Genomic DNA, 26,245 nt, shown 5'->3' with positions numbered 1-26,245 from the left:
TGTCCTTCCGTTTGAAAGGAAAATCGCTTGCCAGGCGGTGGATTTCAAATTCATAATGTTCAGAATGATTATGCTTGCAAAACATCGTTCTGACTATGCTTGAGGAATTGCGCACGCTCGCCCTGTTTGCCGAGGAGGGCTCGATCCAGAAGGTCGCCCGGCGCCTGCCGCTGACGCAGCCGGCTGTGACCCGGCAAATCCAGCGGCTGGAGGACATGCTTGGCACGACGCTGCTCGACCGCCGGCAAAAGCCGCCGCGACTGACGCCGACGGGGCTGGGAGTGCTGGCGCGCGGACGCGATATCATCGCTTCCGTAGAAGCGCTGAAATCCTTCGCCGGAAAGACCGAGCCGGAAGGTCTGTTCCGCCTTGGCCTCGCTCATGGCCTCTCGGACCGCGACATCGCCGGGGCCATCGCCAACGCCGCGGCGGCGTTCCCGAAAGTGTCGCTACGGCTCAAGACCGGCTGGAGCGCCGAACTGATCGATCAATTCGAACGCGGCGAGCTCGATGTGACGATTGTTCTGCGATCGTCGGACAAGCCAGGTCCGGAAGCGCTTGGCACTGAACGTCTTGGCGTCATAGCTGCGTCCACCGTCGCCGATCCGGAAGACGGTGGCCGGACACCCATGCCGTGGGTGCTTAGTCCGGCACCTTGCGACGCGCGCCAGAAGCTCACGTCCGTTCTGGTCGGCGGAAGGCGTTATTTCGAGATCGCGGCGGAGATACAGGATCCGGCCTTGCAGATGGAATGGGTCCGTCGGGGGCACGGCCTTGGGCTAGTGCCGTTGCGTCTTGCAAGGCGCGGACTTCCCGACGGCCTCATGCTGGTCAACACGGAAGATGTCGACCTTTCCTTGCAGGTCGCCGCACTTCGTTCGCCTCATCTCAACCGGCAGACTGAGGCTGCGGACGCCATCGTCGAGGCCGTCGGCAAAGTCATTGCGGCCCAGGTTTGAGGCTACCAGCCCTTGTCGGGCGATCTGGCATCCCTTGCCTCTCCTGCCGATTTGTGGTCTTGGGAGCCCGAAATCGCTTATCCAGCGACCATCCTCATATCAACGGCCAAGCCGTTGCTAGCATCCCGGATCAATCTCATCATGGCCAAGATCAATGGCAACGAAATCCGTCCCGGCTATGTCATCGAGCACGATGGCGGCCTTTGGGTGGCGGTCAGGACCAACACCGTCAAGCCCGGCAAAGGCGGCGCCTACAACCAGGTCGAACTTAAGAACCTGATCAACGGCACCAAGCTCAACGAGCGCTTCCGCTCAGCGGAGACCGTCGAGCAGATCCGGCTCGATCTGAAGGATTTTTCCTTCCTCTACGCCCAGGACGACGCGCTGGTGTTCATGGACACGCAGAGCTACGAGCAGCTCGAGCTGGCGAAGGATTTCGTCGGCGACCGCGCCGCCTTCCTGCAGGACGGCATGATGGTGACGGTCCAGCTCTATGAGGACAGGCCGATCGGCATTTCGCTGCCCGACCAGGTGACGCTGACCATCACCGAGGCCGACCCGGTGGTGAAGGGCCAGACGGCCGCGTCCTCGTACAAGCCGGCGGTGCTGGAAAACGGCATCCGCGTGCTGGTGCCGCCATTCATCGGCGCCGGCGAACGCATCGTCGTCGACACCAACGAACTCACCTACATGCGCCGCGCAGACTGACGCGTAGGCAGGAACAGATACGATGGCACGCTCCGCACTTCTCAATGTCATGGTCCAGGCCGCCATGAAGGCCGGCCGCTCGCTGTCGCGCGACTTCGGCGAGGTGCAGAACCTGCAGGTGTCGATGAAGGGACCGGGCGACTATGTCAGCCAAGCCGACCGCAAGGCCGAGGACATCCTGTTTGCCGAACTGTCGAAGGCGCGGCCGGGCTATGCCTTCCTGATGGAAGAGCGCGGCATGATCGCAGGGGACGACGACCAGCACCGTTGGATCGTCGACCCGCTCGACGGCACCACCAATTTCCTGCACGGCATTCCGATCTTTTCCATCTCGATCGCGCTGGAGCGACAGGGCCAGTTGGTCGCCGCCGTCATCTACAATCCGGCAATGGATGAGCTCTACACCGCCGAGCGCGGCGGCGGCGCCTTCATGAACGATCGCCGGCTGCGCGTTGCCGGCCGCAGCAAGCTCACCGACTGCGTCATCGGCTGCGGCGTGCCGCATCTCGGCCGCGGCCAGCACGGCAATTTCCTCGTCGAGTTGCGCAATGTGATGGCCGAGGTCTCGGGCGTGCGCCGCCTGGGTTCCGCGGCGCTCGATCTCGCTTATGTCGCGGCCGGCCGCATGGACGGCTTTTGGGAAACCGGCCTGTCGGCCTGGGACATTGCCGCCGGCCTGCTGCTGATCCGCGAGGCCGGTGGCTTCGTCTCCGACATGGATGGAGGCCAGGATATGCTCGAGGCGGGTTCGCTCGTCGCCGGCAACGAGGTCATCCAGCGCGCGCTGCTCAAGGCGGTGAAGAAGCCGCTTTCGGCGCGCTGATCACTTGGCATGCCGGCGCGGCGTGCTGAAGCGCCGCGGTCGCAAAACCGCAATCAAAGCTTGAAATACTGCCCGGCGGCCGCCCAGATAAGGGTGACGCAGGATTTTTTATGACGAGCATACCTTCACTATCCTCGCGAGAAGCGCAGCCAGACCAGCCAGTTGAAATCCCTTATGTCGGGCGTTGGCACTACTCGCGTGCGGAGATGATCGCCGATGGCATCGTCCATGCGGTCGGCATCGTGCTGGCGATAGCAGCCGGCTCGGCCTTGCTGGCACTGGCCGCCTTCCATGCCGGTCCCGGCGAATACATCGCCGCCGCCTTCTTTGTGGTGTCGCTGCTGACTGTGCTGTCGATTTCGCTGACCTACAATCTGTGGCCGGTGACGTCGCCGGCGAAGTGGATCTTGCGGCGCTTCGATCATGCGGCGATCTACCTCCTGATCGCCGCGACCTACACGCCCTTTCTGGCCCAGCTCGACGGCTCGCCGCTGGCGCTGCCGATGATTGTCCTTGTCTGGACCGCTGCTTTGACCGGCATTGCCATGAAAGTGTTCCTGCCCGGCCGCTTCGACCGTCTGGCCATTGTCTTCTATCTCGCCATCGGCTGGAGCGGCGTCGTCCTGGTCAAGCCGCTGGTGGCGACGTTGCCGACGACTTCGATCGCGCTGATTGTCGCCGGCGGCATCGTGTACTCCTGCGGCGTCATCTTCTTCGCCTGGAAACGCCTGCGCTTTCACAATGCCCTCTGGCACGGCTTTGTCGTCACCGGCGCCGGGCTGCATCTTGCCGCCATGGTCGACTGCCTGGTCGTCAACCGCCTCTGAACGGCGTGGTGCGGCCCGACAGTCGGGCAATATTGCCAAGCGCCATTCAATTTGGTCACAATTCCGTTTAGAGTCGCGAATTACGTGATCGGCGGCAATGGAGCGGTTCCAGGGAAGTATGAGCGGCTTCCCGTTCGGAATTGCGTCAAGGCAAATAGAGCATCGGAAACGGGGCACGAATGGCTTTTCTCAGATCCTTCGGCGTGGGCAGGCGTTCTGATGTCCTGATGTACGATCCGCACAAACTGTCGAGCCCGCAGGTCTTCCTCCTGACCATGGTCATCTTCCTGGTCATCGTCGCCTTCATCGCCGCCATCCTCACCCGCCAGATCTCGACCGCTTTCGGGAGCAATCCCGGCCTCAATGGCCTCATCGTCGGCGTCCTTGTGGTCGGCATCCTGCTTGCCTTCGCCCAGGTCGGACGACTGTTTCGCGAAGTGCGCTGGGTCAATTCCTTCCGCGCCGGTTCCGAAACCACCGAGCCGGTGCTGCTGGCGCCGATGAAGGCGATGATCGGCCGCTCCTCGACGGTCGCCTTCTCGACGTCTTCGATGCGCACCATGCTGGATTCGATCGCCACCCGCCTCGACGAAAGCCGCGACACCTCGCGCTATCTCGTCGGGTTGCTGGTGTTCCTCGGTCTGCTCGGCACCTTCTGGGGCCTGCTCAACACCATCGGCTCGATCCGCGAAACCATCGAATCGCTCGATCCCGGCACCGGCGACGCCGCCGCGGTGCTCGATTCGCTGAAGCAGGGGCTGTCGGCGCCGCTGGCCGGCATGGGTACGGCCTTTTCGTCCTCGCTGTTCGGCCTTTCCGGGTCGCTGGTGCTAGGCTTCCTCGACCTGCAGGCCGGCCGCGCGCAGACCCGCTTCTATACCGAGCTTGAAAACTGGCTGTCCTCGGTCACCGATCTCTCCTCCGACATCGCCGTCGCCGACCCGGCCAAGACTGAATCCTCCGACGAGATCCGGGTCCTGTCGGAACGGCTGCGCAGCATGCAGGAAAGCGGCGGCGGCTCCAATCCGCGCGTCGCCACCGCCATGGCCAATCTCGCCGACGGCATTTCCGGACTGGTCAAGAACATGCGCTCCGAGCAGCAGATCATGCGCGACTGGGTCGAGGCCCAATCGGACGAGCAGAAGGCGATGCGCAACACGCTGGAAAAGATCGCCGACGCGCTGAAGAAACCCGGGGTCCACTAGCATGGCTCTCGCCAGGGGCCGGCGCACCGATCGCCGGATCGACTATTGGCCGGGCTTCGTCGACGCGCTGTCGACGCTGCTGCTCGCCATCATGTTCCTGCTCACCGTTTTCGTGCTGGCGCAGTTCCTGCTCGGACGCGAACTCTCCGGCAAAGATACGGCGCTCACGCGCCTCAACTCGCAGATCAACGAACTGACGCAGTTGCTGGCGCTGGAGCGCTCGAGCGCGCAGGACAAGGACGATTCGCTGGCCAATCTGCAGGCGTCGCTGTCGGCCGCCGAAGCTGAGAAGAGCCGGCTCGAGCAGCTGCTGGCACAAGGTGCCGGCGCCGGCGACGCCGCCACCCAGCGCGCCGCGGAACTCGGCGGCGAACTCGACAGCCAGCGCCAGATCAGCCAGCAGGCGCTGAGCCAGGTCGAGATCCTGAACCAGCAGATCGCGGCACTGCGCAAGCAGATCGGCGCGCTCGAGGACGCCCTCAACGTGTCCGAAACGCGCGACCGCGATTCCAACACCAAGATCGCCGATCTCGGCCGTCGGCTCAACGTCGCGCTGGCGCAGCGCGTGCAGGAACTGAACCGGTACCGCTCCGACTTCTTCGGCCGCCTGCGCGAAATCCTCGCCGATCGCGAGAACATCCGCATCGTCGGCGACCGCTTCGTCTTCCAGTCGGAAGTTCTGTTCCCGACCGGCTCCGAAGTGATCAACGATGCCGGCAAGGTCGAGATGAAGAAGCTCGCCGACGCCATCATCGAGTTGCAAAAGGAAATCCCGCCCGAGATCAACTGGGTGCTGCGCGTCGACGGCCACACCGACAACAAGCCGCTGTCCGGCGCCGGCCGCTATCGCGACAATTGGGAATTGTCGACGGCGCGTTCGACCTCGGTGGTCAAGTTCCTGATCGAGAACGGCGTGCCCGCCAACCGGCTGGTTGCGGCCGGCTTCGGCGAATTCCAGCCGCTCGACCCCGCCGACACCGAAGACGCCCGCAACAAGAACCGACGCATTGAACTGAAACTCACCGAACGGTGATTTTCAGTCACGCGAAATTGTTTGCCAGCTCAACTCTAGGGCGAAACGCCAGGCCGGCAAGGCCTGAAAACATTATCTTTCTTTAATTACACTTCGCGTTTCCGGGCTCCTACTTTGACGCGCAGGGCCGAGAACCGCCGGCGATGCCTCCCATCGCGACGCGACGGAACCGGACGGCCCGCTTCCGGAAGGCGGAGCGAAAGCGCTTGCCCCTTCCATAGCAGGAGGAGACGCACATCATGCGCTCTTTGAAGACTCTCAGGACCGCAACCCTCACGACACTTCTGATCACTGTTCCACTCGCCGGCGCCTATGCCGCCGGACATCACAAGGGCGCCCTCGACGCCAGCGACCCGACCGACATGACCGGTCCGCGTGTGACCGGCCTGATCGAGCAGGTGCGGGGCGTCGAACAGGGCATCGCGGATGCGCGCGAAACCAAGGGCATCTCGACCTCGGAAGCGCAGTGGCTGCATCTGCGTGCGGCGCATATCGGCCAGGCCGCCGAACGGGTCGCCGCTTCGGACCATGGCCGGATCCCGGCCGCGCAATATCACGATCTGCTGCGCCGCCTCGACAATGTCGATCAGAGGCTGATGTCCGACACCGGCAGCGGCTTCATGATCGGTGATGGCTCCGACGGCGGGAATTATCCGAACGGCTGAGATCCGCTCTGATATCTCCAGGAATGAGGAAGGGACTGTCTGACGCCCCCGGATCTGGCTCCGAGGGCGTCTTTTTTGTCACCAGCCCAGCCACAGCGCAGCGAGGGCCAGCACCGCCGGCACGGTCTGAATATAGAGGATCTTCCGGCTGGCAGTCGCCGCGCCATAGAGGCCGGCGACGGCGATGCAAAGCAGGAAGAACACCTTGATCTGGAATCCCGCCGCGCCGAGATAGAGGCCCCAGATCAGCCCGGCGGCAAGGAAGCCGTTGTAGAGCCCCTGATTGGCGGCGAGCACCTTCGATGCGCTGGCGAAGTCCGGCTTGAGGTTGAACGCCCTGTGCCCGCGCGGTGTGTCCCACGCCACCATCTCCAGATAGACGATAAAGAGGTGGATCAGGGCCACCAGCCCGACCAGGATATTGCCGATCATCTTAGTCTCCCCTCCATGGCGGTGTTCCACCGTCAGCCAGCATTCCACGCACCAGCTCACCGGCGCAAGCTGCATAGCCACCTTTGAGGGTTGCCAATCCTGGCGCGTTGGTATCTTTTCCCGCGGTCCAAAACGCGGAACCTGTCATGTCTTTTCAGAAGCTCGATGATCTCGGCCACAAGCTCGAAGCGCTGGAACATGCGCTCGCTATCCTCGGCGCCGACGAGGCGACCCACATGGCCGTCGGCGGCGGCGAGAAGCGCGCCGAAGCCATGTCGTCCCTGGCCGGGATGCTGCATATCAGGGCAACGGCGCCGGAGATCGCCGACTGGCTCGCCGCCGCCGAACAGGAGGCGCTGAACGAGGAGCAGCAGGCGGCGGTCCGCGAACTGCGTCGCCAATACACCAACCTGACCTGCCTGCCGGTCGAATTCGTCGAGCGCCAGACGGTGGCGCGTATGCGCTCCGAGCAGCTCTGGCGCGACCTGCGCGGCAAGAATGACTGGGCCGGATTCCTGCCGGCGCTCGAAGGTGTCATCGCGCTGGTGCGCGAGGAAGCCGCCCTGCGCGCCGACGCGCTCGGCCTCGATCCCTACGACGCACTGATGGAGCAATACGATCCTGGCAACCGCGCCGCCGACATCACGCCGGTCTTCACCGAGCTGAAGACATTCCTGAAGGGCTTCGTGCCGGAAGCGCTGGCCGTACAGGAAGCGCGACTGGCCAAGCGCCCGCTGAAGCCGCTCTCCGGCAGCTATGCGATCGACAAACAGCGCGAGCTTGGTCTCGCCATGATGGCTTCGGTCGGCTTCGACCTCACCCATGGTTCTCTGTCGGTATCGCACCATCCCTTCTGCGGCGGGGTGCCGAGCGACGTTCGCATCACCACCCGCTACAAAACGTCCGATTTCCTGTCGGCTTTGATGGGCGTGCTGCACGAGACCGGCCATGCGCTCTACGAGCAGAACCTACCGAAGGCCTGGGCGCACTGGCCGCTCGGCAAGGCGCGCGGCATGGCGGTGCATGAAAGCCAGAGCCTGTTCGTCGAAAAGCAGATCGGCCGCAACCCCGAATTCTGGCGCTGGGCGCTGCCGGTGGTGGAAAAGCATCTCGGCGAGGCCTGGTCGCTGGACGACATCCTGCCGCATGTGCACCGGGTCGAGCGCGGCCTGATCCGCGTCGACGCCGACGAGGTCACCTACCCGCTGCATGTCATCCTGCGCTACGAGTTGGAGCAGGAGCTGGTCTCGGGGCGGCTGCAGGCGGCCGACCTGCCCGAAGCCTGGGACGCCAAGATGCGGGAGTATCTTGGCCTTTCGACCATCGACAACCCAGCCGACGGACCGATGCAGGACGTGCATTGGCCGGGCGCCGCCTTCGGCTATTTCCCGTCCTATACGCTGGGCGCCATGATGGCGGCGCAGCAATGGGCTGCGCTGACGCGCGACCATCCTTCAGCCGACAGCGATCTCGCCAGGGGCAATTTCGCCGCCATCAATGACTGGCGCCGCGACAAGATCTGGTCGCAGGGATCGCGCTGGTCGACGCCCGAACTGCTTGAGCGCGCCACCGGCGAGAAACTGAATGCCGCGCATTTCACCGAGCATCTCCGCAAGCGGTATGGTCCCGCCTGATTGCGGGTTGCTACTCCGCGGCACCCCTGAAGGCGCTTGCTCCGGTTTCGAACTGCAGCTTGGCCAGCCTTGCATAGATTCCGCCCTTGGCGACCAGGCTCTGGTGCGTGCCTTCCTCGACGATGCGGCCGCCATCCATGACCAGGATGCGGTCGGCCTTCAGCACGGTCGCCAGCCGGTGGGCGATGACGATGGTGGTGCGGCCCTGCATCAGCCGTTCCAGCGCCGTCTGCACCAGCGTTTCGCTTTCGGCGTCGAGCGCCGACGTGGCCTCGTCGAGCAGCAGGATCGGCGCGTCGCGCAGGATGGCGCGGGCGATCGCCACGCGCTGGCGCTGGCCGCCGGACAAGGTGACGCCGCGCTCGCCGACCTGGCTGTCGTAGCCCTTGTCGAGCCTGAGGATGAACTCGTCGGCCAGCGCGTCCCTGGCGGCGGCCTCGATCTCGGCATTCGTCGCGCCCGGCCGGCCAAAGCCGATATTGTCGCGCGCGCTTGCCGCAAAGATGGTGACGTCCTGCGGCACGATCGCAATGCGCTCCCGCACTTCAGCCGGATCGGCTTCGCGCACGTCGACGCCGTCAATGGCGATGCGGCCGGTTTCTGGATCGTAGAAGCGCAGGATCAGCGAAAAGACGGTGCTCTTTCCGGCGCCCGACGGGCCGACGATCGCCACCGTCTCGCCGGGCTTGACCTGAAAACTCAAGCCGTGGACGGCGGCACGGTCCGGCCTTGCCGGGTAGGAGAAGGAGACGTCGTCGAAACTGATCGCGCCTGTCGCCTTGGCGGGCAGCGGCAGCGGATTGGCCGGCGGTTGAATCGCCGGCGTCTCGTCGAGTATCTCGGTCAGCCTTTCGGCCGCACCCGCCGCCTGGGCAAGCTCGCCCCAGACTTCCGACAGTGCGCCCAGCGCGCCTGCGGCAAACACGGAGTAAAGCAGGAACTGGCCGAGCGTGCCGGGCGACATCGTGCCGGCAAGCACGTCACGCGAGCCGAACCACAACACCGCCACGACCGAGGAAAAGATCATGAAGATGGCAAAGAAGGTGAGCAGCGAGCGGGAGAAGATCGACGAGCGCGCCGCCTGGAAGGCGGCTTCCACCGCGGCCGAGAACCGCCCGGTGACCAGCGTCTCGTTGGTGAACGCCTGCAGCGTGCGCACCGCGCCGATCTGCTCGCTGGCATAGGCGGTCGCTTGCGCCAGCGTGTCCTGCGCCTGCCGTGACCGGCGCCTCACCGAACGGCCGAACGCGACCAGCGGCAGCACGATGAGCGGAATGGCCGCGATCACCAGGCCCGACAGTTTCGGGCTGGTGACGACCATCATCGCCACCGCGCCAAGGCCGAGGATGACGTTGCGCAACGCCACGGAGGCGGTGGCGCCGACCGCGGATTTCACCTGCGTGGTGTCGGCGGCAAGCCGCGAGACGATCTCGCCCGATTGCGCGGTGTCGAAGAAGGACGGCGAAAGCGTCGTGACATGCGAAAACACGTCGCTGCGGATGTCGGCGACGACCCGCTCGCCGAGCGTGATGACGAAGTAGTAGCGTCCGGCCGACGCCGCCGCCAGAATGGCTGCCATCGCCACCAAAGCGGCGAAATATTCGGCGATGAAGACGGTGCCGGAAGCACTGAAACCGTGGTCGATCATGCGCCGCACGGCCAGCGGCAGCGCCAGCGTCGTCGCCGCGGCGATGGCGAGCGAAATGAGGGCGCCTATGACCAGTTTGCGGTAGCGGAATATATAGGGATACAGGCGCCTGAGCGGCCCGAGCGAGCGCCTGCGCCCGTCTTGCTCGCCGCTGATGTCCGCCATGACCGTTTCCTCTGGCCGCTTCCAGGTGGGCGCGTTCAATATGCGCCTGCCGTGGCCTTGTGATTCAATTCCGGCTGATGTATAGGCTCGCCGACCGTTTTAGAAGCCGTGGCTTTTCAATAGCTGCGGCTTCGAGTTTTAAAAAGGGGCGCATCGACGCAGGCCGCGGGCCAGTCTGTAGCGCCACAAGCCAGGAAGCACGACAATGAAGGCCGATATCCATCCCGACTACCACACCATCAAGGTCGTCATGACCGATGGCACCGAATACTCGACCCGTTCGACCTGGGGCAAGGAAGGCGATACGATGAACCTCGATATCGACCCGACCACGCACCCGGCCTGGACCGGCGGCCAGCAGACCCTGCTCGACCGCGGCGGCCGCCTGTCGAAGTTCAAGAAGCGCTTCGAAGGGTTCGGCCTTTAAAGTTTACCTGTATCGCTGAATCAAGAACCCGCCTTTGTGGCGGGTTTTTTGTTGCCGCCAAAGTCAGTCGCTTCAAGCTTACGCGCCGATACCGCCCGCTTGTGGGGAGGTCGGCCCAAGGGTCGGGTGCGGTCCGACGCCTCCACCCTGCTGCTTCGAAGCGACCCTTCCCAGAGTGGTGCGAGCCTACCCCTCCACCAATTCCCGCAGCGCCATGCGCTTGTAGGCGGCGACCAGCCTGTCGCCCTCCTGCCGGTCGACCGAGATCGCCAGCCGCACGGCAGCCTCGCCCATCTGCCAGACCAGAAACGCTGTGGTCTCCAGCGCCACCGGATCGGCGCCGGGATGCAGCCGCTTCAGCACCATGGTCAGGAATTCGGCATTTGCCCGGCTGTCGGCGAGTTCGAGCTGGCGCAGCGCCTTGTCGGCCTGCGTGCCCGACCAGATGTCGCGCATCACCGGCTCGGCCAGGAACAGCTGATAGTAGATATCCACCAGCTCCGAAAACGCCTGCCGCAGGCCCTCGGCGTCGACGACATCCTTGAGCGCCGAGGAGATGCAGGCCTGGCTTTCGGCGGTGTAGCGCTCGGCCAGCGCCCAGACGATCGCCCGCTTGTCGGGAAAGAACTGGTAGAGCGAGCCGATCGACACCGCGGCCCGTTCCGCCACCTCGCCCATGCGCATGGCGTCGCTGCCTTGCTCGGCAATCAGCGCCGAGGCTGCGGCCAGCATGCGCTCGACCCGCTCGCGGCTGCGCTGCTGGGTGGGCGCCCGTCGCGGCGATGCGACCTGCTCCTGGGCAGATGCGGGCGTTGCTGTGTCTTCCATGACGGCCTCCGGTCTCGACAAAATCTGCCAACAGACGGCTTGACTCCCAAAATACGAGGGTTTATCACGTTTTGCAAATGTGAGGATTACTCATATTTGTAAACAGAGGAAAACCACAATGACCGACACCAAACCAGTCCTGATCCTCGGTGGCACTGGCAAGACCGGCCGTCGCCTCGCCGGGCGGCTGACCTCACAGGGCATTCCCGTGCGCATCGGCTCGCGTTCCGGCAGCCCTCGCTTCGACTGGGAGGTTCCGGCGACCTGGGAGCCTGCCATGCAGGGCGTGGGCGCCGTCTACATCAGTTACTATCCCGACATCGCCGTGCCGGGCGCCGCCGAGACCGTCGGCGCCTTCGCCAGGCTTGCGGTGGCAAATGGCGTCACCCGCATGGTGCTGCTCTCCGGCCGCGGCGAGACCGAAGCCCAGCGCGCCGAAGAGATGGTCAAAGCCTCGGGCGCTGACTGGACCATCCTGCGTTGCGCTTGGTTTTCGCAGAATTTCAGTGAAGGTTTTCTCGTCGAGTCCTTGCGGCAAGGCGAAGTGGCTTTGCCTGTCGGCCCTGTTGGCGAGCCCTTCGTCGATGTCGACGACATCGCCGATGCTGCCTTCGTTGCGCTGACCGAACCGGGTCATGTCGGCCAGCTCTATGAGTTGACCGGGCCGCGGCTGCTAAGCTTCGCCGACGCGGTTGCCGAGATCGCCAAGGCGACCGGCCGCGACATCCGCTATATCAAGATCTCGCATGACGAATTCACCGCCGCGACGGCGGCATACGAACTGCCGCCCGAAATCGCCTGGCTGCTCAACGAGCTGTTCACCGAAGTGCTTGACGGCCGCAACGAGACGCTGACCGACGGCGTCCAGCGTGTGCTCGGCCGCGCGCCGAAAGACTTTTCCGCCTACGCAAATGAAACCGCTGCAACCGGCATCTGGAGCAACTGAGATGATCAAGCTTCTTCCCACCCTCACCATCATCGCCGCCATCGGCTCGGGCGTCGTCGGCGGCGTGTTCTTCGCCTTTTCCAACTTTATCATGGCGGCGCTTGCCCGGCTGCCGGTCCCCCAAGGCATCGCAGCGATGAATTCGATCAACATCACGGTGATCACGCCCACCTTCATGACGGCGCTGTTCGGCACCGGCCTGCTCTGTCTGGTGCTTATCGCCGCCGTTCTCATGGGGTGGCGCCAGTCCGGCTCATACTGGCTGCTTGCCGGCGCCGTGATCTATTTGATCGGCAACCCGATCGTGACCATGGTCTTCAATGTGCCGCTCAACGATGCGCTCGCCGCCGTCGACCCGGCCAGCGCCAATGGCGCAGCCGTGTGGGCGAACCATCTGAATCAATGGGTGATGTGGAACCACGTCCGCACCATCACCGCCATCGTGTCGATGGCCTGCTTCATGTTCGCATTGCTCTGAAAAATGACACTTCGCAAACGCAAGGACCTCGCCTCAAGCGGGGTCCTTTTGCGAGTGACCCTTGCGGTCGGAATGACCGAGATCGCGGCCCGGATCGATGACGTCGCGCACCAGCTGCTTGAGCTTGGCGGCATCGGGAAAGCCGCCGTCGCGCTTGCGGTCCCAGACCAGCACATCGTTGCAGGAAACGGTGAAGATGCCGCCTGTGCCCGGCACCAGCGTCACTTCACCAAGATCCGTGCCGAAGGTGGAGAGCAGTTCCTGCGCCATCCAGCCGGCCCGCAACAGCCACTGGCACTGCGTGCAATAGGTGATGACCACGCGGGGCCTCTCCGGCACACTCATGTCTGGGCCTCCTGTATGCGCACCGTGGTATTTGCGAATCGATCGTGTATCGGGTCGTCGCCCAGAGCTATGGATATCGCAATCCAGACCGGCCAGATCAGCACCAAAACGAGGGCAGCGGATGCAACCACTATTTCCAGGCTGGAGTAATCCTGCACGCCACCGGGAGCGGTGCCCCAAGCCTGAAAAGCATACCAGCTTCCCGTCAGGACGATCGGTAATGCGCCGAGAAACTTGATAAGTTGCCGCCGAACAGCCTTTCTCGCCGGCAGGCCGGCCCTATGTCTGTCGTCCTCATCATGTACAGTGAGCTCCGTGAGCCGCTTGCCGATTGATTGGCCGGACTTCAACTCCATAATGAGGAGATAAGACGCCAGAGCGATCAGCTCGAGGAAACCCAGGTCCAATGCTGCAGGCCTGAAATTCCCTTGCGAATCCAGATCGATCGAGATGGAGGAGGTTTCTCCAGGCTTTGAGCCCGGCGCCGTACCCACGCTCCATATGGCGACCGGCAAACCGAGTACTGATGTTCTACACACCTGCCAATCATAACGGGCAAGTGTCGGGGCACCGTGAACCGTACCCTCCTGGCATAGTTTCCAGTTCAGCCAAAAGCTGCCTTTTACGCCACCGTTGGTCAGCAGAAATAGAGCCCCTACGAGCAAATAGAGGGCGATCAGGATTACAAGGTAGTCGATGAGTGCAGCGAGAAACCGTCGCCATATGCCGGGCCGGCGAGGCCAGGCCACCGCATCGGCAAAACTTGCCTCTTTATAGTCGGTCATCGGCCCCCCCTGATAACTGACTAATCTATAGGCAGGCCGCCGTCATACAGCAATATTCGCATCCGACTGTATTGCACGGACCTACGCCGCGCTGAGCTTGGCCATGGTCTCGTCGTCGACCTCGAAATTGGCGTAGACGCTCTGCACGTCGTCATCGTCCTCGAGCGTTGCCACCAGTTTCATCAGCGATTGCGCCCGCTCTTCGTCGACCGGGACATTGTTCTGCGGCTGCCAGATCGGCTTCACCGATTCGGCCTCGCCAAGCGAGGCTTCCAGCGCCTTAGACACTTCGCCCATACTCTCGAACGCACAGTAGATGGTGTGGCCTTCCTCGTCGGACTCGACGTCATCGGCGCCGGCCTCGATCGCCGCGTCCATCACCTTGTCGGCGCTGCCGGCGGAGGCCGGATAGTAAATCTCGCCGGCGCGGTTCCACATGAACGACACCGAGCCGGTTTCACCAAGCGCACCGCCGGCTTTGGTGAAGGCGGCGCGCACATTCGAGGCCGAGCGGTTGCGGTTGTCGGTCAGCGCCTCGACGATCAGCGCCACGCCGCCCGGCCCATAGCCTTCATAGCGCACCGCTTCGTAATTCTCGGCATCGCCCATCGACGCCTTGTTAATGGCGCGCTGGATGTTGTCCTTCGGCATCGACACCGCCTTGGCGTTCTGAATGGCCAGGCGCAAACGCGGGTTCATCGACGGATCCGGTGTTCCGCTCTTGGCGGCGACGGTGATTTCGCGCGCCAGCTTGGAAAACATTTTCGACCGCACCGCATCCTGGCGGCCCTTGCGGTGCATGATGTTCTTGAACTGTGAATGGCCAGCCATGGCACCCCTGTCGTCTTAGGCTAAGAGCATCCCGAAACGAGGTGATCTCACCTCGTCTTCCGCGATACTCGAACTCAAATTTTCAGAGCCGTCCAAGGTGCAACGCGATGGATGCACGGCGTTCTCTGTCGGAATGGCCGGCTTATAGATAAATCGGCTCAATTCGTCCAGCCGCGCCGGTTCAGCCCTCCAGATCGGACTTCAGCCGGTCGATAATGCTGAGCGCATGGCCGGCATACTGGCTGATCCAGCGGTCGTGGATGTGCTTGATCGGCAGCGCGTTGAGATGGTTCCAGCGCTCGCGCCCTTGGCGCTTTGCCACCACCAGTTCGGCTTCTTCCAGCACCTTGAGATGCAGCATGACGGTGCAGCGATCGATGTCGGGAAACGCCTCGCACAACATGCCGGTCGTCTGCGGCGCATCCTTCAGCTGATCCAGCAATTCGCGACGGCGCGGATGCGCCAACGCCTTGAAAACGTGATCGTCCGCGGTTTGGCTTGACATGTTATGTTTATATAACATGTCGTCGAGCCAATCAAGGAAGGAGCTGTGGATATGTCTCTTGGATTCAGAGTTTCCGGACGCATCGGCAAACCGGTCGCAGAAGTCTTCGACGCAGTCGTCAATCCGGAGAAGCTCAGCGGCTATTTCACCACCATCGGCGGCGCCAGCGCGCCGCTGAAGGCCGGCACCGGGGTGGTCTGGTGGGGCAAGGTGCCCGTCGAAGTCGATGAGGTGATCAAGGACCGCCATATCGTGCTGCGCTGGGATGCCACCGATGCCGAAGGCAAGCCCGCCTACAAGACACGCATCGAGATGAACTTCGAGCCGCTGGACGATGGCGGCACCCTTGTGACCATTGCTGAATCCGGCTGGCCGGAAGGCGTGGTCGGCCTGCAGAAATCCTACCTCAATTGCGAGGGCTGGTCGCAGATGCTGGCCTGCATGAAGGCCTATGTCGAATACGGCATCAATCTGCGCGACGGCTACTACCGCGGCGAGATGAGGGGCGAGCCGGCCAACGAGACAAACAGATGAACCGCGCAACGGAGCCCGCAATGACCGCGAAGATCACCGGTGGCATCAACATCGCCATGAAGGTGCCGCCGCACCAGTACGAGGCGACGATCGCCTTCTATCGTGATGTCGTCGGCTTGAAGCCAGTCACCGCCAAGACGCCGGCCATCGGCTTCGAGCTTGGCCCAAACCGTCTGTGGATCGACGAGGCGCCGATGCTGAGCCAGGCCGAAGTCTGGCTTGAGCTTTTCACCGACGATTCTGCAGCCATTGCGGATCATCTCGCCAAGGCCGGCGTCGTCCGTTGCGACGCGGTCGAGCCCCTGGGCGAAGGCTTTCGCGGCTTCTGGATCGCCAACCCGGCCAGCATCGTTCACACGGTGCGCGAGCCTGACGCCTGGTGAGCGCAAACCGGACAAGAAGGAGCATCGATGGAAATTCACAAAACGCCGACTGCCGAAGCCGGCATGCTGATTAAGCGGCCGGTCGACGAGGTCTTCGAGGCGATCGTCAACCCGGCCATCACCACGAAATTCTGGTTTACCCACAGTAGCGGCCGGCTGGATAGCGGCAAAGAGGTTCGCTGGGAGTGGCGCATGTACGGCGCCTCGGCGATGGTCAATGTCAGCGAGATCGTCGAGAACAAGAAGATCGTCATGCAATGGAGCGATCCGCCGACCACTGTGGTGTGGACATTCACGGAGATGCCCGGCGCCGAAACGCCTGACGGTGCGACCTTTCTTGAGGTCAGCAATTTCGGCTTCGCCGGCACCGCCGACGAGCAGGTCAAGCAGGCGGTCGGCTCGACCGACGGCTTCGCACTGGTTCTTGCCGGCGCAAAGGCATGGCTGGAACAGGGCCTGTCGCTTGGCCTGATCGGCGACCGCTACCCAAACGGCATGCCGGGGCGCTAGGGCCGCCCCTGCGGCGCCAGCCTCAATGCCCGCCGCCGGATTTTTTGCGCCGCCGCGCCAGCATGTTCAGGCCCTCGACCAGGGCGGAAAAACCCATGGCGGCGTAGATGTAGCCCTTCGGCACATGATAGCTCATGCCGTCGGCGATCAGCGTCATGCCGATCATCAGCAGGAAGCCCAGCGCCAGCATGACGATGCTCGGGTTCTTGGCGATGAAGTTGGCCAGCGGCCCGGCCGCCAGCATCATCACGCTCACCGCCACGATCACGGCGATGTACATGATGGCAATCTCGTCGGTCATGCCGACGGCGGTGATGATCGAATCGATCGAAAAGACGAGATCGAGCAGCAGGATCTGGAAGATGGCGCCGGCAAGCGAGATCTGCAGCGTCTCGCCCATCATCGTATCCTTGTGGTCGTCGGGATCGACGGCGTGGTGGATTTCCTTGGTCGCCTTCCAGACCAGGAACAGGCCGCCGGCAATCAGGATCAGGTCGCGCCAGGAAAAGCCATGGCCGAACGCTGTGAACACCGGCGTCGTCAGCTGCACGATGATGGAGATGGTTGCGAGCAGCACCAGCCGCATGATCAGCGCCGCCGAGATGCCGAGACGGCGGGCGCGGGCGCGCTGCGCCTCAGGCAATTTGTTGGTCAGGATCGAGATGAAGATCAGATTGTCGATGCCGAGCACGACCTCGAGGACGATCAGCGTCAGCAACGCGACCCACGCGGTGGGGTCGGAAACAAATTGAAAATGCGGCGCCAGGAATTCAACGAGCTGCATGGAGGTCGTCCCCTCTACGATCTAGAGCAGTTTCGTCGCCAGTTAGGTACTATATTCCACCATATCAATGTCACGACCAGAAGGATGGCGCGGTTTCTTCAAGCCGCGGCCCGCGACGAAACGGCGCGATCTTTTCGGCCAGGCCCGTCCGGTCGGAAATGTCGACGCCGACGCCGCACAATGTCGCCGGTCCGGTGGCCGCCTCGAAGCGGCCTTTCGGAACTTTCGACAGGAAGCGGTTGAGCGGCTCTTCCTTGTCCATGCCGAGCGAGGAATCATAGTCTCCGCACATGCCGGCATCGGACATGTAGCCGGTGCCGCCATTGAGGATCTGGTGGTCCGCCGTCGGCTGGTGCGTATGGGTGCCGATGACGAGGCTGGCGCGGCCGTCGACGAAATGCGCGAAGCACATTTTCTCCGACGTCGCTTCGGCATGGAAGTCGATCACCACGGCATCGGCCTGCTCGCCCAGCGGACAGGCGGCAAGCTCGCGCTCGCCGGCCTGGAACGGATCGTCGAGCTCGGGATGCATGAACACCCGGCCCATGATGTTGGCGACCAGCACGCGCGCACCGTTTTTGGCGATATAGACGCCGGAACCGCGCCCCGGCGTGCCCTTGGGGAAGTTGGACGGGCGCAAGAAGCGCTCCTCGCGCGGCGCGAAGACCAGTGCGTCGCGCTGGTCCCAGACATGGTTGCCGGTGGTGACGACATCCGCACCGGCGGCGATGGTGTCGCGAAAAATGTCTTCGGTGATGCCGAAGCCGCCGGCGGCGTTCTCGCCATTGACGATGACGAAGTCGAGTTTGAAATCCGAGATCAGGCCGGGCAGTTGTTCCCACACCGCCGTACGTCCCGATTTGCCCACCATGTCGCCGAGGAAGAGAAGTCTCATGCCCACTTCTATCCAGAGGCACGGACGCTAGGCAAGCGCTACCCGGGCGATTGGCGCTAACGCCGGCCGAAAGTACCACGCTGCTGTTGAGGCGGCTTGGCGCTCGCGCCCGCAACGCGAACTGCCGAAGGCATCATCGGTGACGCCGGCGGTGCGGTGCGTCCGCGCAGCCAGAAGAACCACACGTAAAAAACAGTGAACCCACCAGTAGCGGCCAGGAGCAACAGCCCGCCGCGCCAGCCCTTCATCGCCGCGGTATCGAGGATCGATGGATTGGCAGGGTTGTAATACAACTTCACCGCGTCGCCTTTGGACGCCTTGTAGAGGCCGATGTCCTTTCCCTTGCCGGACCACGTCATCGGTGCATCGTTCGCGACATAGGTGACAGCGACGTTGATGCCTTTCGTGGTGAGGCCATTACCCTGGGCTTCGCTGTAGGAACTGACATCCGTCACTGTGGCAACCGTCTGATGCCAGGCGAACTGGTGGTGCAGGGCCGTTCCGGAAATGTGCAATGCCATCGCGAACAGCGTCACTGCTATGAGGACGAACGGCATCAGCAGGAAGCGTGCGAAGACAAACATGATGGCCGCCATCGGCTCGGACTGTGTTGCCGGAATACTATCCGGCACGTCTTGGAAACGCGTTAAGCGGGATCGCGGTCTTTTAAGCGATGTCGAAGCGGCGCAAACCGCTCTCGGTCAGTATTTCCGGGATGATGACGTCGTGCGCCTCATCCGGCACGAGACCCACCTCCTGGCAATCGAAAGCGATGCCGATCAGTCGTGGCGGCTGGCCCTTGTCGATCAGCCTGGCGATGGCGCGGTCGTAATAGCCGGCGCCATACCCGATGCGATGACCGCGGCTGTCGAAGGCCGCGAGCGGCACCAGCATCACCGCGGGATCGAGAACCTCGGCCTCCGCATGCGGACCGACCGTGCCAAAACCCATCTCGACCATCGGCGCGCCGCGCACCAGTTCGCGAAAGACGATGGTGGTCTTGTCGAGGATGGCCGGCAGGCAAAGCCTGGCCCCCTTCTCGCGCAAGGCGAACATCAGCGGCCTGATGTCGACTTCCGATCGCATCGGCCAGAAAGCTGAAACGATCTGACCCGGCTCGATGGCGAGGTGGTCGCGCGCCGTCTCGGCCATCTCAAGCGCGATCTCCACCCGCCACAGCGGATCGAGCGCATCGCGGCGGCCGAGTGCCTCGAGGCGCAGCTGCTTTTTCAGGGCTTTGGGAGATGTCATGCGCGGACGATAGAAAAGGTCGGATCTGGGTGACGTTTCATGAGCGACGTTTTCTACCACATCATCCGCCAAACTGGGCGGATACAGGTAAGTGACGATCCACACAACCGGTGGAGAGAGCGATCCCGGGAACCTACAAAGTAGGTGGGCGCCGTATGAGAAAACCCACGGGTCTTCCCAGGGACAGCTCCCTAAGGATCGTTAAGGCCCCGGGGAAAATGTTCTCCTGCCGGGAAGCGCAGACCGCCAAGCCCAATATAGGCGGCTGGTCGGTCAAGCGCTAGTGACATGAGCCGATGTTTCCATTTCGATCTCACACCCTTGCGTCGCAGCCGGCTCGCCCTTGCACAGGTCAAGCAGCGTCCTTATGGTCGCGCTCACCAACCGAGGAGCAAGTATGCGTTTCGAAGGCACGGCGGCCTATGTCGCCGACAAGGATCTGATGGTGGCGGTGAACGCCGCGATCGCGCTGGAGCGGCCATTGCTGGTCAAGGGCGAGCCGGGCACCGGCAAGACCGAGCTTGCCCGCCAGGTGGCATCGGCGCTCGGCCTCGACCTGATCGAATGGCACGTCAAGTCGACCACCCGTGCGCAGCAGGGACTGTATGAATATGATGCTGTCTCGCGGCTGCGCGACAGCCAGCTCGGCGATGCCAGGTTCAACGACATCAAAAACTACATCAAGCGCGGCAAGCTCTGGGACGCCTTCGCGGCCGGTAAGAAGGTCGTGCTGTTGATCGACGAGATCGACAAGGCCGATATCGAATTCCCCAACGACCTGCTGCAGGAACTCGATCGGATGGAGTTCTTCGTCTACGAAACCGGCGAAACGATCCGCGCCGCTGTGCGCCCCATCGTCATCATCACTTCCAACAATGAGAAGGAACTGCCCGACGCCTTCCTGCGCCGGTGCTTCTTCCACTACATCCGCTTTCCCGATGTCGACACGCTGCACAAAATCGTCGACGTGCACTATCCCGGCATAAAGCAGAATTTGGTGCGTGCTGCCCTGACCCAGTTCTACGAAATCCGCGACGTGCAGGGGTTGAAGAAGAAGCCGTCGACCTCCGAGGTGCTCGACTGGATCCGCCTGCTGGTCGCCGACGACATCGCACCCGAGGATCTGCGCGCCGACCCCAGGAACGCGCTGCCGAAACTGCACGGCGCGCTGCTGAAGAACGAGCAGGACGTGCATCTGTTTGAGCGCCTTGCTTTCATGGCCAGGCGGCAGGGATAAGGATCGGCGGGCGGGCTGAGCGCTATGAGCGGGCTTCGGCCGATCACTCGGCCGCCGCAAGCCCTGTCTCCTGCGGCGCGACGCGCTTCGGCCCGAAGATGACGAAGCCGATGACCGACAGGGCGAGAACGCCTACTCCCGCAATAGAGCATGACCCAGCCGAAACCGTTGACCAGGGCGGCATACACGATGGCGCCGGACGGGTCGAGGGCTGCGAGCTTCGGCGTCCCCTGCGCAAGGCCGTCCAGATTGCCGGTGGCGATCCTTTCCGCCAGCGCCCGCAACTCATCCGGCTCCAAAGCCGCGCCGAGTGTGGTCCGCAGGTAGGAAACGATACCTTGCGTCAGCAGCAGGCCGAGCACCGCGATGTTGATAGCGAGCGTGATCAGGCGTGCGCTGATGTCGATGCCGGACGCCATGCCGGCGCGATCCGGCGATACCGCGCCGGTCGTGGTGTTTGTGGTCGGCGAATTGGTGAGACCGATGCCGATGCCAGCAATCAGGGTGCCCGGCAGCATGGTCAGCCAGGTGGCGCCCTCGAGCCTGGAGCCGATCCACATGGCGATGAAACCGATCGCTAGCGTCAGCAGACCGAGCGGGATGGCAATTCGCGCCTGATAGCGCGCGCGAATGCGCTCGGCGATCGGCGGCATCACCATGAACGGCAGCGTGTAGACGAGCAACAGCAGGCCGGTCGTCGTGCTGTCGTAGCCGAGAACGCCGGAATAATAGATCGGCAGATAGATGATGAACGGCCAGTAGCTGAAATTCATGCCGATGGCGCCCATGATCGCGCCGGAAAACTGGCGGATGCGGAACACGGAGAAATCGAACATCGGATAGGGATTGACCCTCTCGGCGACAAGGAAAGCGATGAACGCAGCCACGGAGGCTGATATCACGCCGATGCGGGCGCTGGTCCCGAGATCCGCACCCTGCGTGATCAGATAGGAGAAGCCGAACACAGAAGCCGACAGCGTCAGCATGCCGGCCCAGTCGAGTTTCTGGGCATTGTGATCGCGCGATTGCGTGACGCCGGCGCCGATAAAGGCGAGCGCCAGGAGCGCCAGCGGCACGTGGATGAGGAACACCCACTGCCAGTTCGACAGCGCCACGATCAGGCCGCCAATGGCGGGACCGAAACCAAGCCCGATGCCTGAGACGACGCTCCAGGCAACAAAAGCCTTGCCGCGTTCGCGGCCATCCTGGAACTGATGCGACAGCACGGCGACGCTGCAGGTCAGCATCGCGCCGCCGGCGAGACCTTGCAGGAAGCGGGCGGCGATCAGCAGCGCCGCACTCGGCGCCAGACCGCACAGCAGCGAGGAGAGGCCGAAGGCGACGGTGGTGATCACCATCACGCTCTTGCGGCCGAAACGGTCGGCCAATGTCCCTGTCGCCATCAGCACCGTGGTGCAGGCAATGGTGTAGGCGTTCATGATCCATTGCAGGTCTTTGAAATCGGCGGCGAGCACGCTTTCCAGTTTCGGCAGGATCACCGGCACGCTGGAGATTTCGAGCCCGAACAAGAGCGACGCCAAGCACACGCCGGTGAGCGCGATGGTGTTTCGTTGAATTGGCATATCGATCTCTTTCCATCGGAACATGCGGCGCTCTTCAAACCGCGACCAGTTTGACATAGAGGAGACTTGACCATGAAAAAAGACTATGCTCGGCTATATCAGAAATGACAAAATCGAATGGTTGGCCAATGGAGTGCTGCGATGACCAGTCTTGATGTGGACGCCGTACGAACCTTTGTGATGGTGGCCGATCTGCAGAGCTTCACCCAGGCGGCCACGGCGCTGGGCAGCACGCAGGCGACGATCAGCGTCAAGCTGCGCCGCCTTGAGGAGAAGCTGGGCGCGCGATTGATTGAAAGAACGCCGCGCCGCGTCAGCCTGTCGGCACGAGGCGCCGTCTTCCTCCCCGCCGCGCGCGACTTCCTTGCCGCGCACGAGCGCGCCATGGCGGAGTTTGCGTCAGCACCGTGCCGGCTTGCGCTCGGCTTTGTCGATCATGCCGCCGGTCCGGCGCTGTCCATTCTGATTGCCCAGCTCCATGCGCACGATCCATCGCTGACGCTCAGTTTGAGGATCGATACCAGCACGGTGCTCAAGGAAGCTTTCGATCACGGCGAGCTCGACGCGGTTATCGTGCACCGCGAAGGCGACAGCCGTCCTGGCCGGACCTTGTCGCGCAACCACTATGGCTGGTTCGCCGCACCTTCCTTCGAGTGGCAGCGCGGAACGCCGTTGCGCCTCGCGCTCTTAAGCACCGTGTGCAACTGTCCGGATCGTGTGCGGGCGGTCGAGGCGCTGGACAAAGCAGGCATCGCCTGGGAGGAGGCCTTCGTCGGCGGCGGCGGCGCGGCCGTCAACATTGCGATATCGGCGGGCTTTGCCGTTTCGGCGCTGGCTCACTGCGTCGCTCCGCCCGGCCTGATCGAGGTTGGCCGCAAACTTGGTCTTCCATCGCTTGACCCTTCCGAAGTGGTGCTGCATTCGCACAATCTGGCGCCGCGCGCGCGTGACGCGCTGCAGATGCTGGCAACCGCATTTCGCGAGTACAATTCGCCGGTGGATTAGGCGATGGTGTTTCCGATCTGATTCCGCCGGAATCCGATAAGGCTTTGGAGGAACCGAAATGACCGAGATCACCGTCCGCCCGCTGGCGCTGGCCGACCATGCCGACTGGCGGCGGCTGTGGACTGCCTACCTCACCTTCTACGAGACCAAGCTGCCGGACGAGGTCTACGACATCACCTGGAAACGACTGTTCACGGAAGGTGAATTCGAACCGAAGGGGTTTATCGCCACGCTCGACGGCAAGGCGGTCGGCCTGACCCATTATCTCTATCACCGCTCCGGCTGGTCGGAGAAAAACAACTGCTACCTGCAGGACCTGTTCGCCGACCCTGATGTGCGCGGCAAGGGCATCGGTGCGGCCCTCATTGAAGCGGTCAAGCAGGAAGCCGACAAGATCGGCGTCAAGAACGTCTATTGGATGACCCACGAAACCAACGCCACAGCGCGCAAGCTCTACGACCATGTCGCGCGGCGGACAGGTTTTATCGAGTATGATCTGCTATGATGCGAGCGCGATCGAAATAACGCGGAAGGAGCCGAATGATCCGCTATGTCGGAATCCTGGATGGCAGTGACGGCGTTTGGGGAGTGCGGATGCCCGATCTCGCCGGCTGCCACGGGGCCGGCGCAAACCCGGCGGAAGCGATAGCCGATGCCGCCTCGGCTATGCGCGAATGGGCGGAAGCCCGCATCGCAAAGCACTTGCCCATGCCCAACCCACGTACTGTGGCAAATCTTCTGCAATCCGGCGAAATCGACAGTGCCCGTGGCGACTCAGCCGTGACCGTTCGGCATAGATAACGGCCAACCATGTTCCTCCCCTTCTTTCTCGAACTAAAGGCCGCGCGCGTTCCCGTTTCGCTCAGGGAATATCTGTCGCTGCTGGAAGGGCTGGAGGCCGGGCTGGTCGACTATGACGTCGAGGGTTTTTACTACCTCGCCCGCGCCGCGCTTGTGAAGGACGAACGCCATATCGACCGCTTCGACCAGGTGTTTGCGCATGTCTTCAAGGGGATCGAGGCGCTCACCGGCCCCGATGCCGTCGGTGTCGCCAACATCCCTGAGGAATGGCTGCGCCGGCTCGCCGAAAAGCACCTGACCGAGGAAGAGAAGAAACTGATCGAGGCGCTCGGCGGTTTCGACAAGCTGATGGAGACACTGAAGGAGCGGCTGGAGGAACAGAAAGGCCGCCACCAGGGCGGCTCGAAATGGATCGGCACCGGCGGCACTTCGCCTTTCGGCGCCTATGGCTACAATCCCGAAGGCGTGCGCATCGGCCAGCATGAAAGCCGCAATCGCCGTGCGGTGAAAGTCTGGGACAAGCGCGAGTTCAAAAATTTCGACGACGCCGTCGAGCTCGGCACCCGCAACATCAAGGTGGCGCTGAAGCGCCTGCGTCGCTGGGTGCGCGAGGGTGCGGAGGAAGAGTTCGACCTGCCCGGCACCATCCATGCCACCGCCGAGCACGGCTATCTCGATGTGCAGACGCGCCCCGAACGGCGCAACGCCGTGAAGCTCTTGATGTTCTTCGATGTCGGCGGCTCGATGGACGACCACATCAAAAGCGTCGAGGAGCTGTTTTCGGCCGCCCGCGCCGAATTCCGCCGGCTCGAATATTTTTACTTCCACAACTGCCTTTACGAGGGCGTCTGGAAGGCCAACCGGCGCAGGCATGCCGAGGCCATCCCGACCTTCGATCTGCTTCACAAATACGGCCCCGACTACAAGGTGATCGTCGTCGGCGATGCCTCGATGAGCCCTTACGAGATCGCGCATCCCGGCGGTTCGGTCGAGCATTGGAACCCGGAAGCCGGCAGTGTCTGGCTTGGCCGCCTCATCCAGCAATGGCCGAATGCGGTCTGGCTGAACCCCGAAAACCAGAAAAACTGGGGCTTCACCCATTCGATCGCGATGATCCGCGATCTCTTCGGCGGCCGCATGTTCCCACTGACGCTGGCCGGGTTGGAAGCCGCGACGAAGCAGCTCTCACGCAAGCATTGATATGAGAGGAAAACCGATGACCTGCTTTCTTTGCCCGCAATGCGGCGTCCAGTTCGCGGCAACGCAGACCCCTCCAGAAAATTGCCCGATCTGCGAGGACGAGCGGCAATATGTGCGCTGGGAAGGCCAGGCCTGGACCACTGGGGAAGAACTCTCTGCCGGGCATAGGCTTGTGATGAAGGACGATGCCGGCGTTCTCGCTTTCGGCATCGAGCCGCGCTTTGCTATCGGCCAGCGGGCGCTGCTGGCGCAGACGCCGCACGGCAATGTGCTGTGGGATTGCATCTCGATGGTGAGCGACGAGGCGGTAGCCGAAATCAACCGTCGCGGCGGCCTGGCCGCGATCGCCATTTCGCACTGCCACTATTATTCGGTGATGGTCGAGTGGTGCGAGGCGTTTGGCGGCGTGCCGATCTATCTCCATGCCGACGACCGCCAGTGGATCATGCGGCCGCACAACGCCATCGTCAGCTGGGCGGGCGAGACGCTGGCCATAAACCCGTCGCTGACACTCGTGCGTTGCGGTGGCCATTTTGCCGGCGGCCAGGTGCTGCATTGGAAACGCGATGGCGGTAACGCCCTGCTGTCCGGCGACATATTGCAGGTGACGCCGACGCGTCGCCATGTCAGCTTCATGTACAGCTATCCGAACTACATTCCGCTCAATGCGCCGGCCGTGCGACGCATCGCGGCGGCACTTGAGCCTTTCGAATTCGACGACATCTACGGCGCGTGGTGGCAGCAGAACATCATCGGCGGCGCAAGAACGGCATTTCATGCGTCGATCGCCCGCTATCTTCAGGCGATTGGGTAGGAGC

At 62.9% G+C, this 26,245-nt stretch carries 31 protein-coding genes, 1 other RNA gene and 1 pseudogene; 20 read left to right on the top strand and 13 right to left on the bottom strand.

Features of this window, described 5'->3' with window-relative positions:
* Window positions 1-74: 74 nt before the first annotated feature.
* From NKI46_RS19255 to NKI46_RS19225, 7 genes are all read left to right on the top strand, one after another.
* Window positions 75-959, top strand: coding sequence for a LysR family transcriptional regulator (locus NKI46_RS19255; RefSeq protein WP_023747294.1), 885 nt, complete (start codon window positions 75-77; stop codon window positions 957-959).
* 141 nt (window positions 960-1,100) lie between these two features.
* The gene (gene efp, locus NKI46_RS19250; protein WP_023668757.1) at window positions 1,101-1,667 is read left to right on the top strand and encodes an elongation factor P; all 567 of its coding nucleotides are present in this window, start codon (window positions 1,101-1,103) and stop codon (window positions 1,665-1,667) included.
* 22 nt (window positions 1,668-1,689) lie between these two features.
* On the top strand, window positions 1,690-2,490 hold the full coding sequence (locus tag NKI46_RS19245) for an inositol monophosphatase family protein (RefSeq protein ID WP_023684166.1): 801 nt from the start codon (window positions 1,690-1,692) through the stop codon (window positions 2,488-2,490).
* Window positions 2,491-2,600: 110 nt separating this feature from the next.
* Window positions 2,601-3,317, top strand: a complete 717-nt coding sequence (trhA, locus tag NKI46_RS19240) for a PAQR family membrane homeostasis protein TrhA (protein WP_023688947.1) — start codon at window positions 2,601-2,603, stop codon at window positions 3,315-3,317.
* Window positions 3,318-3,496: 179 nt separating this feature from the next.
* Entirely contained in the window at window positions 3,497-4,522 is a 1,026-nt protein-coding gene (locus NKI46_RS19235) for a MotA/TolQ/ExbB proton channel family protein (protein ID WP_023668754.1), read from the top strand.
* Window position 4,523: 1 nt separating this feature from the next.
* Window positions 4,524-5,555, top strand: coding sequence for a peptidoglycan -binding protein (locus NKI46_RS19230; protein WP_023684164.1), 1,032 nt, complete (start codon window positions 4,524-4,526; stop codon window positions 5,553-5,555).
* Window positions 5,556-5,794: 239 nt separating this feature from the next.
* Window positions 5,795-6,220 (top strand): hypothetical protein, encoded by a 426-nt coding sequence (locus tag NKI46_RS19225; RefSeq protein ID WP_023737876.1) that lies wholly within the window; start codon window positions 5,795-5,797, stop codon window positions 6,218-6,220.
* A gap of 78 nt (window positions 6,221-6,298) precedes the next feature.
* On the opposite strand, the gene NKI46_RS19220 is transcribed toward NKI46_RS19225, so the two are convergent.
* Window positions 6,299-6,652, bottom strand: a complete 354-nt coding sequence (locus NKI46_RS19220) for a DUF1304 domain-containing protein (RefSeq protein WP_023668751.1) — start codon at window positions 6,650-6,652, stop codon at window positions 6,299-6,301.
* 146 nt (window positions 6,653-6,798) lie between these two features.
* Between NKI46_RS19220 and NKI46_RS19215 the strand changes: the two genes are divergently transcribed.
* The gene (locus NKI46_RS19215; protein ID WP_352747430.1) at window positions 6,799-8,286 is read left to right on the top strand and encodes a carboxypeptidase M32; all 1,488 of its coding nucleotides are present in this window, start codon (window positions 6,799-6,801) and stop codon (window positions 8,284-8,286) included.
* Window positions 8,287-8,296: 10 nt separating this feature from the next.
* Here the strand turns inward: NKI46_RS19215 and NKI46_RS19210 are convergent, their stop codons facing one another.
* On the bottom strand, window positions 8,297-10,099 hold the full coding sequence (locus tag NKI46_RS19210; RefSeq protein ID WP_023668749.1) for an ABC transporter transmembrane domain-containing protein: 1,803 nt from the start codon (window positions 10,097-10,099) through the stop codon (window positions 8,297-8,299).
* Window positions 10,100-10,304: 205 nt separating this feature from the next.
* On the opposite strand from NKI46_RS19210, the gene rpmE reads away from it, so the two are divergent.
* Entirely contained in the window at window positions 10,305-10,526 is a 222-nt protein-coding gene (gene rpmE, locus NKI46_RS19205) for a 50S ribosomal protein L31 (RefSeq protein ID WP_023668748.1), read from the top strand.
* Window positions 10,527-10,712: 186 nt separating this feature from the next.
* Here the strand turns inward: rpmE and NKI46_RS19200 are convergent, their stop codons facing one another.
* On the bottom strand, window positions 10,713-11,354 hold the full coding sequence (locus tag NKI46_RS19200; protein WP_352459887.1) for a TetR/AcrR family transcriptional regulator: 642 nt from the start codon (window positions 11,352-11,354) through the stop codon (window positions 10,713-10,715).
* A 118-nt stretch (window positions 11,355-11,472) separates the two neighbouring features.
* On the opposite strand from NKI46_RS19200, the gene NKI46_RS19195 reads away from it, so the two are divergent.
* Window positions 11,473-12,300: an NAD(P)H-binding protein gene (locus NKI46_RS19195; RefSeq protein WP_023668744.1), complete on the top strand. Its 828-nt coding sequence runs from the start codon at window positions 11,473-11,475 to the stop codon at window positions 12,298-12,300.
* Window position 12,301: 1 nt separating this feature from the next.
* Window positions 12,302-12,778, top strand: a complete 477-nt coding sequence (locus NKI46_RS19190; protein WP_352459888.1) for an anthrone oxygenase family protein — start codon at window positions 12,302-12,304, stop codon at window positions 12,776-12,778.
* Window positions 12,779-12,811: 33 nt separating this feature from the next.
* Here the strand turns inward: NKI46_RS19190 and NKI46_RS19185 are convergent, their stop codons facing one another.
* From NKI46_RS19185 to NKI46_RS19170, 4 genes are all read right to left on the bottom strand, one after another.
* Window positions 12,812-13,123: an Rdx family protein gene (locus NKI46_RS19185; RefSeq protein ID WP_023700268.1), complete on the bottom strand. Its 312-nt coding sequence runs from the start codon at window positions 13,121-13,123 to the stop codon at window positions 12,812-12,814.
* On the bottom strand, window positions 13,120-13,908 hold the full coding sequence (locus NKI46_RS19180; RefSeq protein ID WP_023829287.1) for an RDD family protein: 789 nt from the start codon (window positions 13,906-13,908) through the stop codon (window positions 13,120-13,122). Before NKI46_RS19180 ends, NKI46_RS19185 begins: the two co-directional genes overlap by 4 nt.
* A gap of 81 nt (window positions 13,909-13,989) precedes the next feature.
* Window positions 13,990-14,739, bottom strand: a complete 750-nt coding sequence (locus NKI46_RS19175; protein WP_023668740.1) for a YebC/PmpR family DNA-binding transcriptional regulator — start codon at window positions 14,737-14,739, stop codon at window positions 13,990-13,992.
* Window positions 14,740-14,920: 181 nt separating this feature from the next.
* Window positions 14,921-15,244 (bottom strand): ArsR/SmtB family transcription factor, encoded by a 324-nt coding sequence (locus NKI46_RS19170; RefSeq protein WP_023684155.1) that lies wholly within the window; start codon window positions 15,242-15,244, stop codon window positions 14,921-14,923.
* 51 nt (window positions 15,245-15,295) lie between these two features.
* On the opposite strand from NKI46_RS19170, the gene NKI46_RS19165 reads away from it, so the two are divergent.
* Genes NKI46_RS19165 through NKI46_RS19155 form a run of 3 tightly spaced genes read left to right on the top strand, consistent with a single transcriptional unit; the run spans window position 15,296 to window position 16,671 of the window.
* On the top strand, window positions 15,296-15,778 hold the full coding sequence (locus NKI46_RS19165; protein WP_352459890.1) for an SRPBCC domain-containing protein: 483 nt from the start codon (window positions 15,296-15,298) through the stop codon (window positions 15,776-15,778).
* 20 nt (window positions 15,779-15,798) lie between these two features.
* Complete coding sequence (locus NKI46_RS19160; protein ID WP_352459891.1) at window positions 15,799-16,161, top strand: VOC family protein; 363 nt, start codon at window positions 15,799-15,801, stop codon at window positions 16,159-16,161.
* A gap of 27 nt (window positions 16,162-16,188) precedes the next feature.
* Window positions 16,189-16,671, top strand: coding sequence for an SRPBCC family protein (locus tag NKI46_RS19155; RefSeq protein ID WP_023684152.1), 483 nt, complete (start codon window positions 16,189-16,191; stop codon window positions 16,669-16,671).
* A 22-nt stretch (window positions 16,672-16,693) separates the two neighbouring features.
* Here NKI46_RS19155 and NKI46_RS19150 read toward each other — a convergent pair whose 3' ends face one another.
* The 5 genes from NKI46_RS19150 to ssrS form a co-directional block, all read right to left on the bottom strand.
* Window positions 16,694-17,455 carry a TerC family protein gene (locus NKI46_RS19150; RefSeq protein WP_352747424.1) on the bottom strand — a complete coding sequence of 254 codons (762 nt, stop codon included), beginning with the start codon at window positions 17,453-17,455 and terminating at the stop codon, window positions 16,694-16,696.
* A 70-nt stretch (window positions 17,456-17,525) separates the two neighbouring features.
* A complete protein-coding gene (locus tag NKI46_RS19145) occupies window positions 17,526-18,350 on the bottom strand; it encodes a TIGR00282 family metallophosphoesterase (RefSeq protein WP_023726164.1) in 825 nt (274 codons plus the stop codon).
* Window positions 18,351-18,406: 56 nt separating this feature from the next.
* Window positions 18,407-18,934, bottom strand: a complete 528-nt coding sequence (locus tag NKI46_RS19140) for a DUF3592 domain-containing protein (protein WP_352459893.1) — start codon at window positions 18,932-18,934, stop codon at window positions 18,407-18,409.
* A gap of 82 nt (window positions 18,935-19,016) precedes the next feature.
* The gene (locus NKI46_RS19135) at window positions 19,017-19,601 is read right to left on the bottom strand and encodes a 5-formyltetrahydrofolate cyclo-ligase (RefSeq protein ID WP_023832606.1); all 585 of its coding nucleotides are present in this window, start codon (window positions 19,599-19,601) and stop codon (window positions 19,017-19,019) included.
* A gap of 92 nt (window positions 19,602-19,693) precedes the next feature.
* Window positions 19,694-19,849: non-coding RNA, 6S RNA (gene ssrS / locus NKI46_RS19130), on the bottom strand.
* Between the two features lie 149 nt (window positions 19,850-19,998).
* Between ssrS and NKI46_RS19125 the strand changes: the two genes are divergently transcribed.
* A complete protein-coding gene (locus tag NKI46_RS19125; RefSeq protein WP_352459894.1) occupies window positions 19,999-20,838 on the top strand; it encodes an AAA family ATPase in 840 nt (279 codons plus the stop codon).
* A gap of 464 nt (window positions 20,839-21,302) precedes the next feature.
* On the opposite strand, the pseudogene NKI46_RS19120 reads toward NKI46_RS19125, so the two are convergent.
* A pseudogene (locus tag NKI46_RS19120) lies at window positions 21,303-22,421 on the bottom strand (MFS transporter); the annotation flags it as partial.
* Between the two features lie 141 nt (window positions 22,422-22,562).
* On the opposite strand from NKI46_RS19120, the gene NKI46_RS19115 reads away from it, so the two are divergent.
* The 5 genes from NKI46_RS19115 to NKI46_RS19095 are packed head-to-tail and all read left to right on the top strand — an operon-like array spanning window position 22,563 to window position 26,241.
* Window positions 22,563-23,426, top strand: a complete 864-nt coding sequence (locus tag NKI46_RS19115; protein ID WP_023737887.1) for a LysR family transcriptional regulator — start codon at window positions 22,563-22,565, stop codon at window positions 23,424-23,426.
* Between the two features lie 58 nt (window positions 23,427-23,484).
* The gene (locus NKI46_RS19110; protein WP_023684144.1) at window positions 23,485-23,931 is read left to right on the top strand and encodes a GNAT family N-acetyltransferase; all 447 of its coding nucleotides are present in this window, start codon (window positions 23,485-23,487) and stop codon (window positions 23,929-23,931) included.
* Window positions 23,932-23,966: 35 nt separating this feature from the next.
* The gene (locus NKI46_RS19105) at window positions 23,967-24,227 is read left to right on the top strand and encodes a type II toxin-antitoxin system HicB family antitoxin (RefSeq protein WP_050485875.1); all 261 of its coding nucleotides are present in this window, start codon (window positions 23,967-23,969) and stop codon (window positions 24,225-24,227) included.
* A gap of 9 nt (window positions 24,228-24,236) precedes the next feature.
* Window positions 24,237-25,427, top strand: coding sequence for a vWA domain-containing protein (locus NKI46_RS19100; RefSeq protein WP_352747419.1), 1,191 nt, complete (start codon window positions 24,237-24,239; stop codon window positions 25,425-25,427).
* A 16-nt stretch (window positions 25,428-25,443) separates the two neighbouring features.
* A complete protein-coding gene (locus NKI46_RS19095; RefSeq protein ID WP_023737889.1) occupies window positions 25,444-26,241 on the top strand; it encodes an MBL fold metallo-hydrolase in 798 nt (265 codons plus the stop codon).
* The last annotated feature ends 4 nt before the right edge of the window (window positions 26,242-26,245 follow it).

Source organism: Mesorhizobium sp. M0615, from assembly GCF_040320805.1.
GTDB lineage: Bacteria > Pseudomonadota > Alphaproteobacteria > Rhizobiales > Rhizobiaceae > Mesorhizobium.
Note: the sequence above shows the minus strand (reverse complement) of the source record. Positions and strands in the feature narration are given on the sequence as shown.

Coding starts and splice junctions, on each gene's coding strand:
- NKI46_RS19110 (WP_023684144.1), top strand. CDS start 23,485: ATGACCGAGATCACCGTCCGCCCGCTGGCGCTGGCCGACCATGCCGAC.
- NKI46_RS19115 (WP_023737887.1), top strand. CDS start 22,563: ATGACCAGTCTTGATGTGGACGCCGTACGAACCTTTGTGATGGTGGCC.
- NKI46_RS19170 (WP_023684155.1), bottom strand. CDS start 15,244: ATGTCAAGCCAAACCGCGGACGATCACGTTTTCAAGGCGTTGGCGCAT.
- NKI46_RS19190 (WP_352459888.1), top strand. CDS start 12,302: ATGATCAAGCTTCTTCCCACCCTCACCATCATCGCCGCCATCGGCTCG.
- NKI46_RS19165 (WP_352459890.1), top strand. CDS start 15,296: ATGTCTCTTGGATTCAGAGTTTCCGGACGCATCGGCAAACCGGTCGCA.
- NKI46_RS19185 (WP_023700268.1), bottom strand. CDS start 13,123: ATGAGTGTGCCGGAGAGGCCCCGCGTGGTCATCACCTATTGCACGCAG.
- NKI46_RS19155 (WP_023684152.1), top strand. CDS start 16,189: ATGGAAATTCACAAAACGCCGACTGCCGAAGCCGGCATGCTGATTAAG.
- efp (WP_023668757.1), top strand. CDS start 1,101: ATGGCCAAGATCAATGGCAACGAAATCCGTCCCGGCTATGTCATCGAG.
- NKI46_RS19215 (WP_352747430.1), top strand. CDS start 6,799: ATGTCTTTTCAGAAGCTCGATGATCTCGGCCACAAGCTCGAAGCGCTG.
- NKI46_RS19150 (WP_352747424.1), bottom strand. CDS start 17,455: ATGCAGCTCGTTGAATTCCTGGCGCCGCATTTTCAATTTGTTTCCGAC.
- NKI46_RS19235 (WP_023668754.1), top strand. CDS start 3,497: ATGGCTTTTCTCAGATCCTTCGGCGTGGGCAGGCGTTCTGATGTCCTG.
- NKI46_RS19160 (WP_352459891.1), top strand. CDS start 15,799: ATGACCGCGAAGATCACCGGTGGCATCAACATCGCCATGAAGGTGCCG.
- NKI46_RS19225 (WP_023737876.1), top strand. CDS start 5,795: ATGCGCTCTTTGAAGACTCTCAGGACCGCAACCCTCACGACACTTCTG.
- NKI46_RS19245 (WP_023684166.1), top strand. CDS start 1,690: ATGGCACGCTCCGCACTTCTCAATGTCATGGTCCAGGCCGCCATGAAG.
- NKI46_RS19100 (WP_352747419.1), top strand. CDS start 24,237: ATGTTCCTCCCCTTCTTTCTCGAACTAAAGGCCGCGCGCGTTCCCGTT.
- NKI46_RS19210 (WP_023668749.1), bottom strand. CDS start 10,099: ATGGCGGACATCAGCGGCGAGCAAGACGGGCGCAGGCGCTCGCTCGGG.
- NKI46_RS19135 (WP_023832606.1), bottom strand. CDS start 19,601: ATGACATCTCCCAAAGCCCTGAAAAAGCAGCTGCGCCTCGAGGCACTC.
- trhA (WP_023688947.1), top strand. CDS start 2,601: ATGACGAGCATACCTTCACTATCCTCGCGAGAAGCGCAGCCAGACCAG.
- NKI46_RS19125 (WP_352459894.1), top strand. CDS start 19,999: ATGCGTTTCGAAGGCACGGCGGCCTATGTCGCCGACAAGGATCTGATG.
- NKI46_RS19230 (WP_023684164.1), top strand. CDS start 4,524: ATGGCTCTCGCCAGGGGCCGGCGCACCGATCGCCGGATCGACTATTGG.
- NKI46_RS19195 (WP_023668744.1), top strand. CDS start 11,473: ATGACCGACACCAAACCAGTCCTGATCCTCGGTGGCACTGGCAAGACC.
- rpmE (WP_023668748.1), top strand. CDS start 10,305: ATGAAGGCCGATATCCATCCCGACTACCACACCATCAAGGTCGTCATG.
- NKI46_RS19220 (WP_023668751.1), bottom strand. CDS start 6,652: ATGATCGGCAATATCCTGGTCGGGCTGGTGGCCCTGATCCACCTCTTT.
- NKI46_RS19105 (WP_050485875.1), top strand. CDS start 23,967: ATGATCCGCTATGTCGGAATCCTGGATGGCAGTGACGGCGTTTGGGGA.
- NKI46_RS19175 (WP_023668740.1), bottom strand. CDS start 14,739: ATGGCTGGCCATTCACAGTTCAAGAACATCATGCACCGCAAGGGCCGC.
- NKI46_RS19200 (WP_352459887.1), bottom strand. CDS start 11,354: ATGGAAGACACAGCAACGCCCGCATCTGCCCAGGAGCAGGTCGCATCG.
- NKI46_RS19095 (WP_023737889.1), top strand. CDS start 25,444: ATGACCTGCTTTCTTTGCCCGCAATGCGGCGTCCAGTTCGCGGCAACG.
- NKI46_RS19180 (WP_023829287.1), bottom strand. CDS start 13,908: ATGACCGACTATAAAGAGGCAAGTTTTGCCGATGCGGTGGCCTGGCCT.
- NKI46_RS19145 (WP_023726164.1), bottom strand. CDS start 18,350: ATGAGACTTCTCTTCCTCGGCGACATGGTGGGCAAATCGGGACGTACG.
- NKI46_RS19140 (WP_352459893.1), bottom strand. CDS start 18,934: ATGTTTGTCTTCGCACGCTTCCTGCTGATGCCGTTCGTCCTCATAGCA.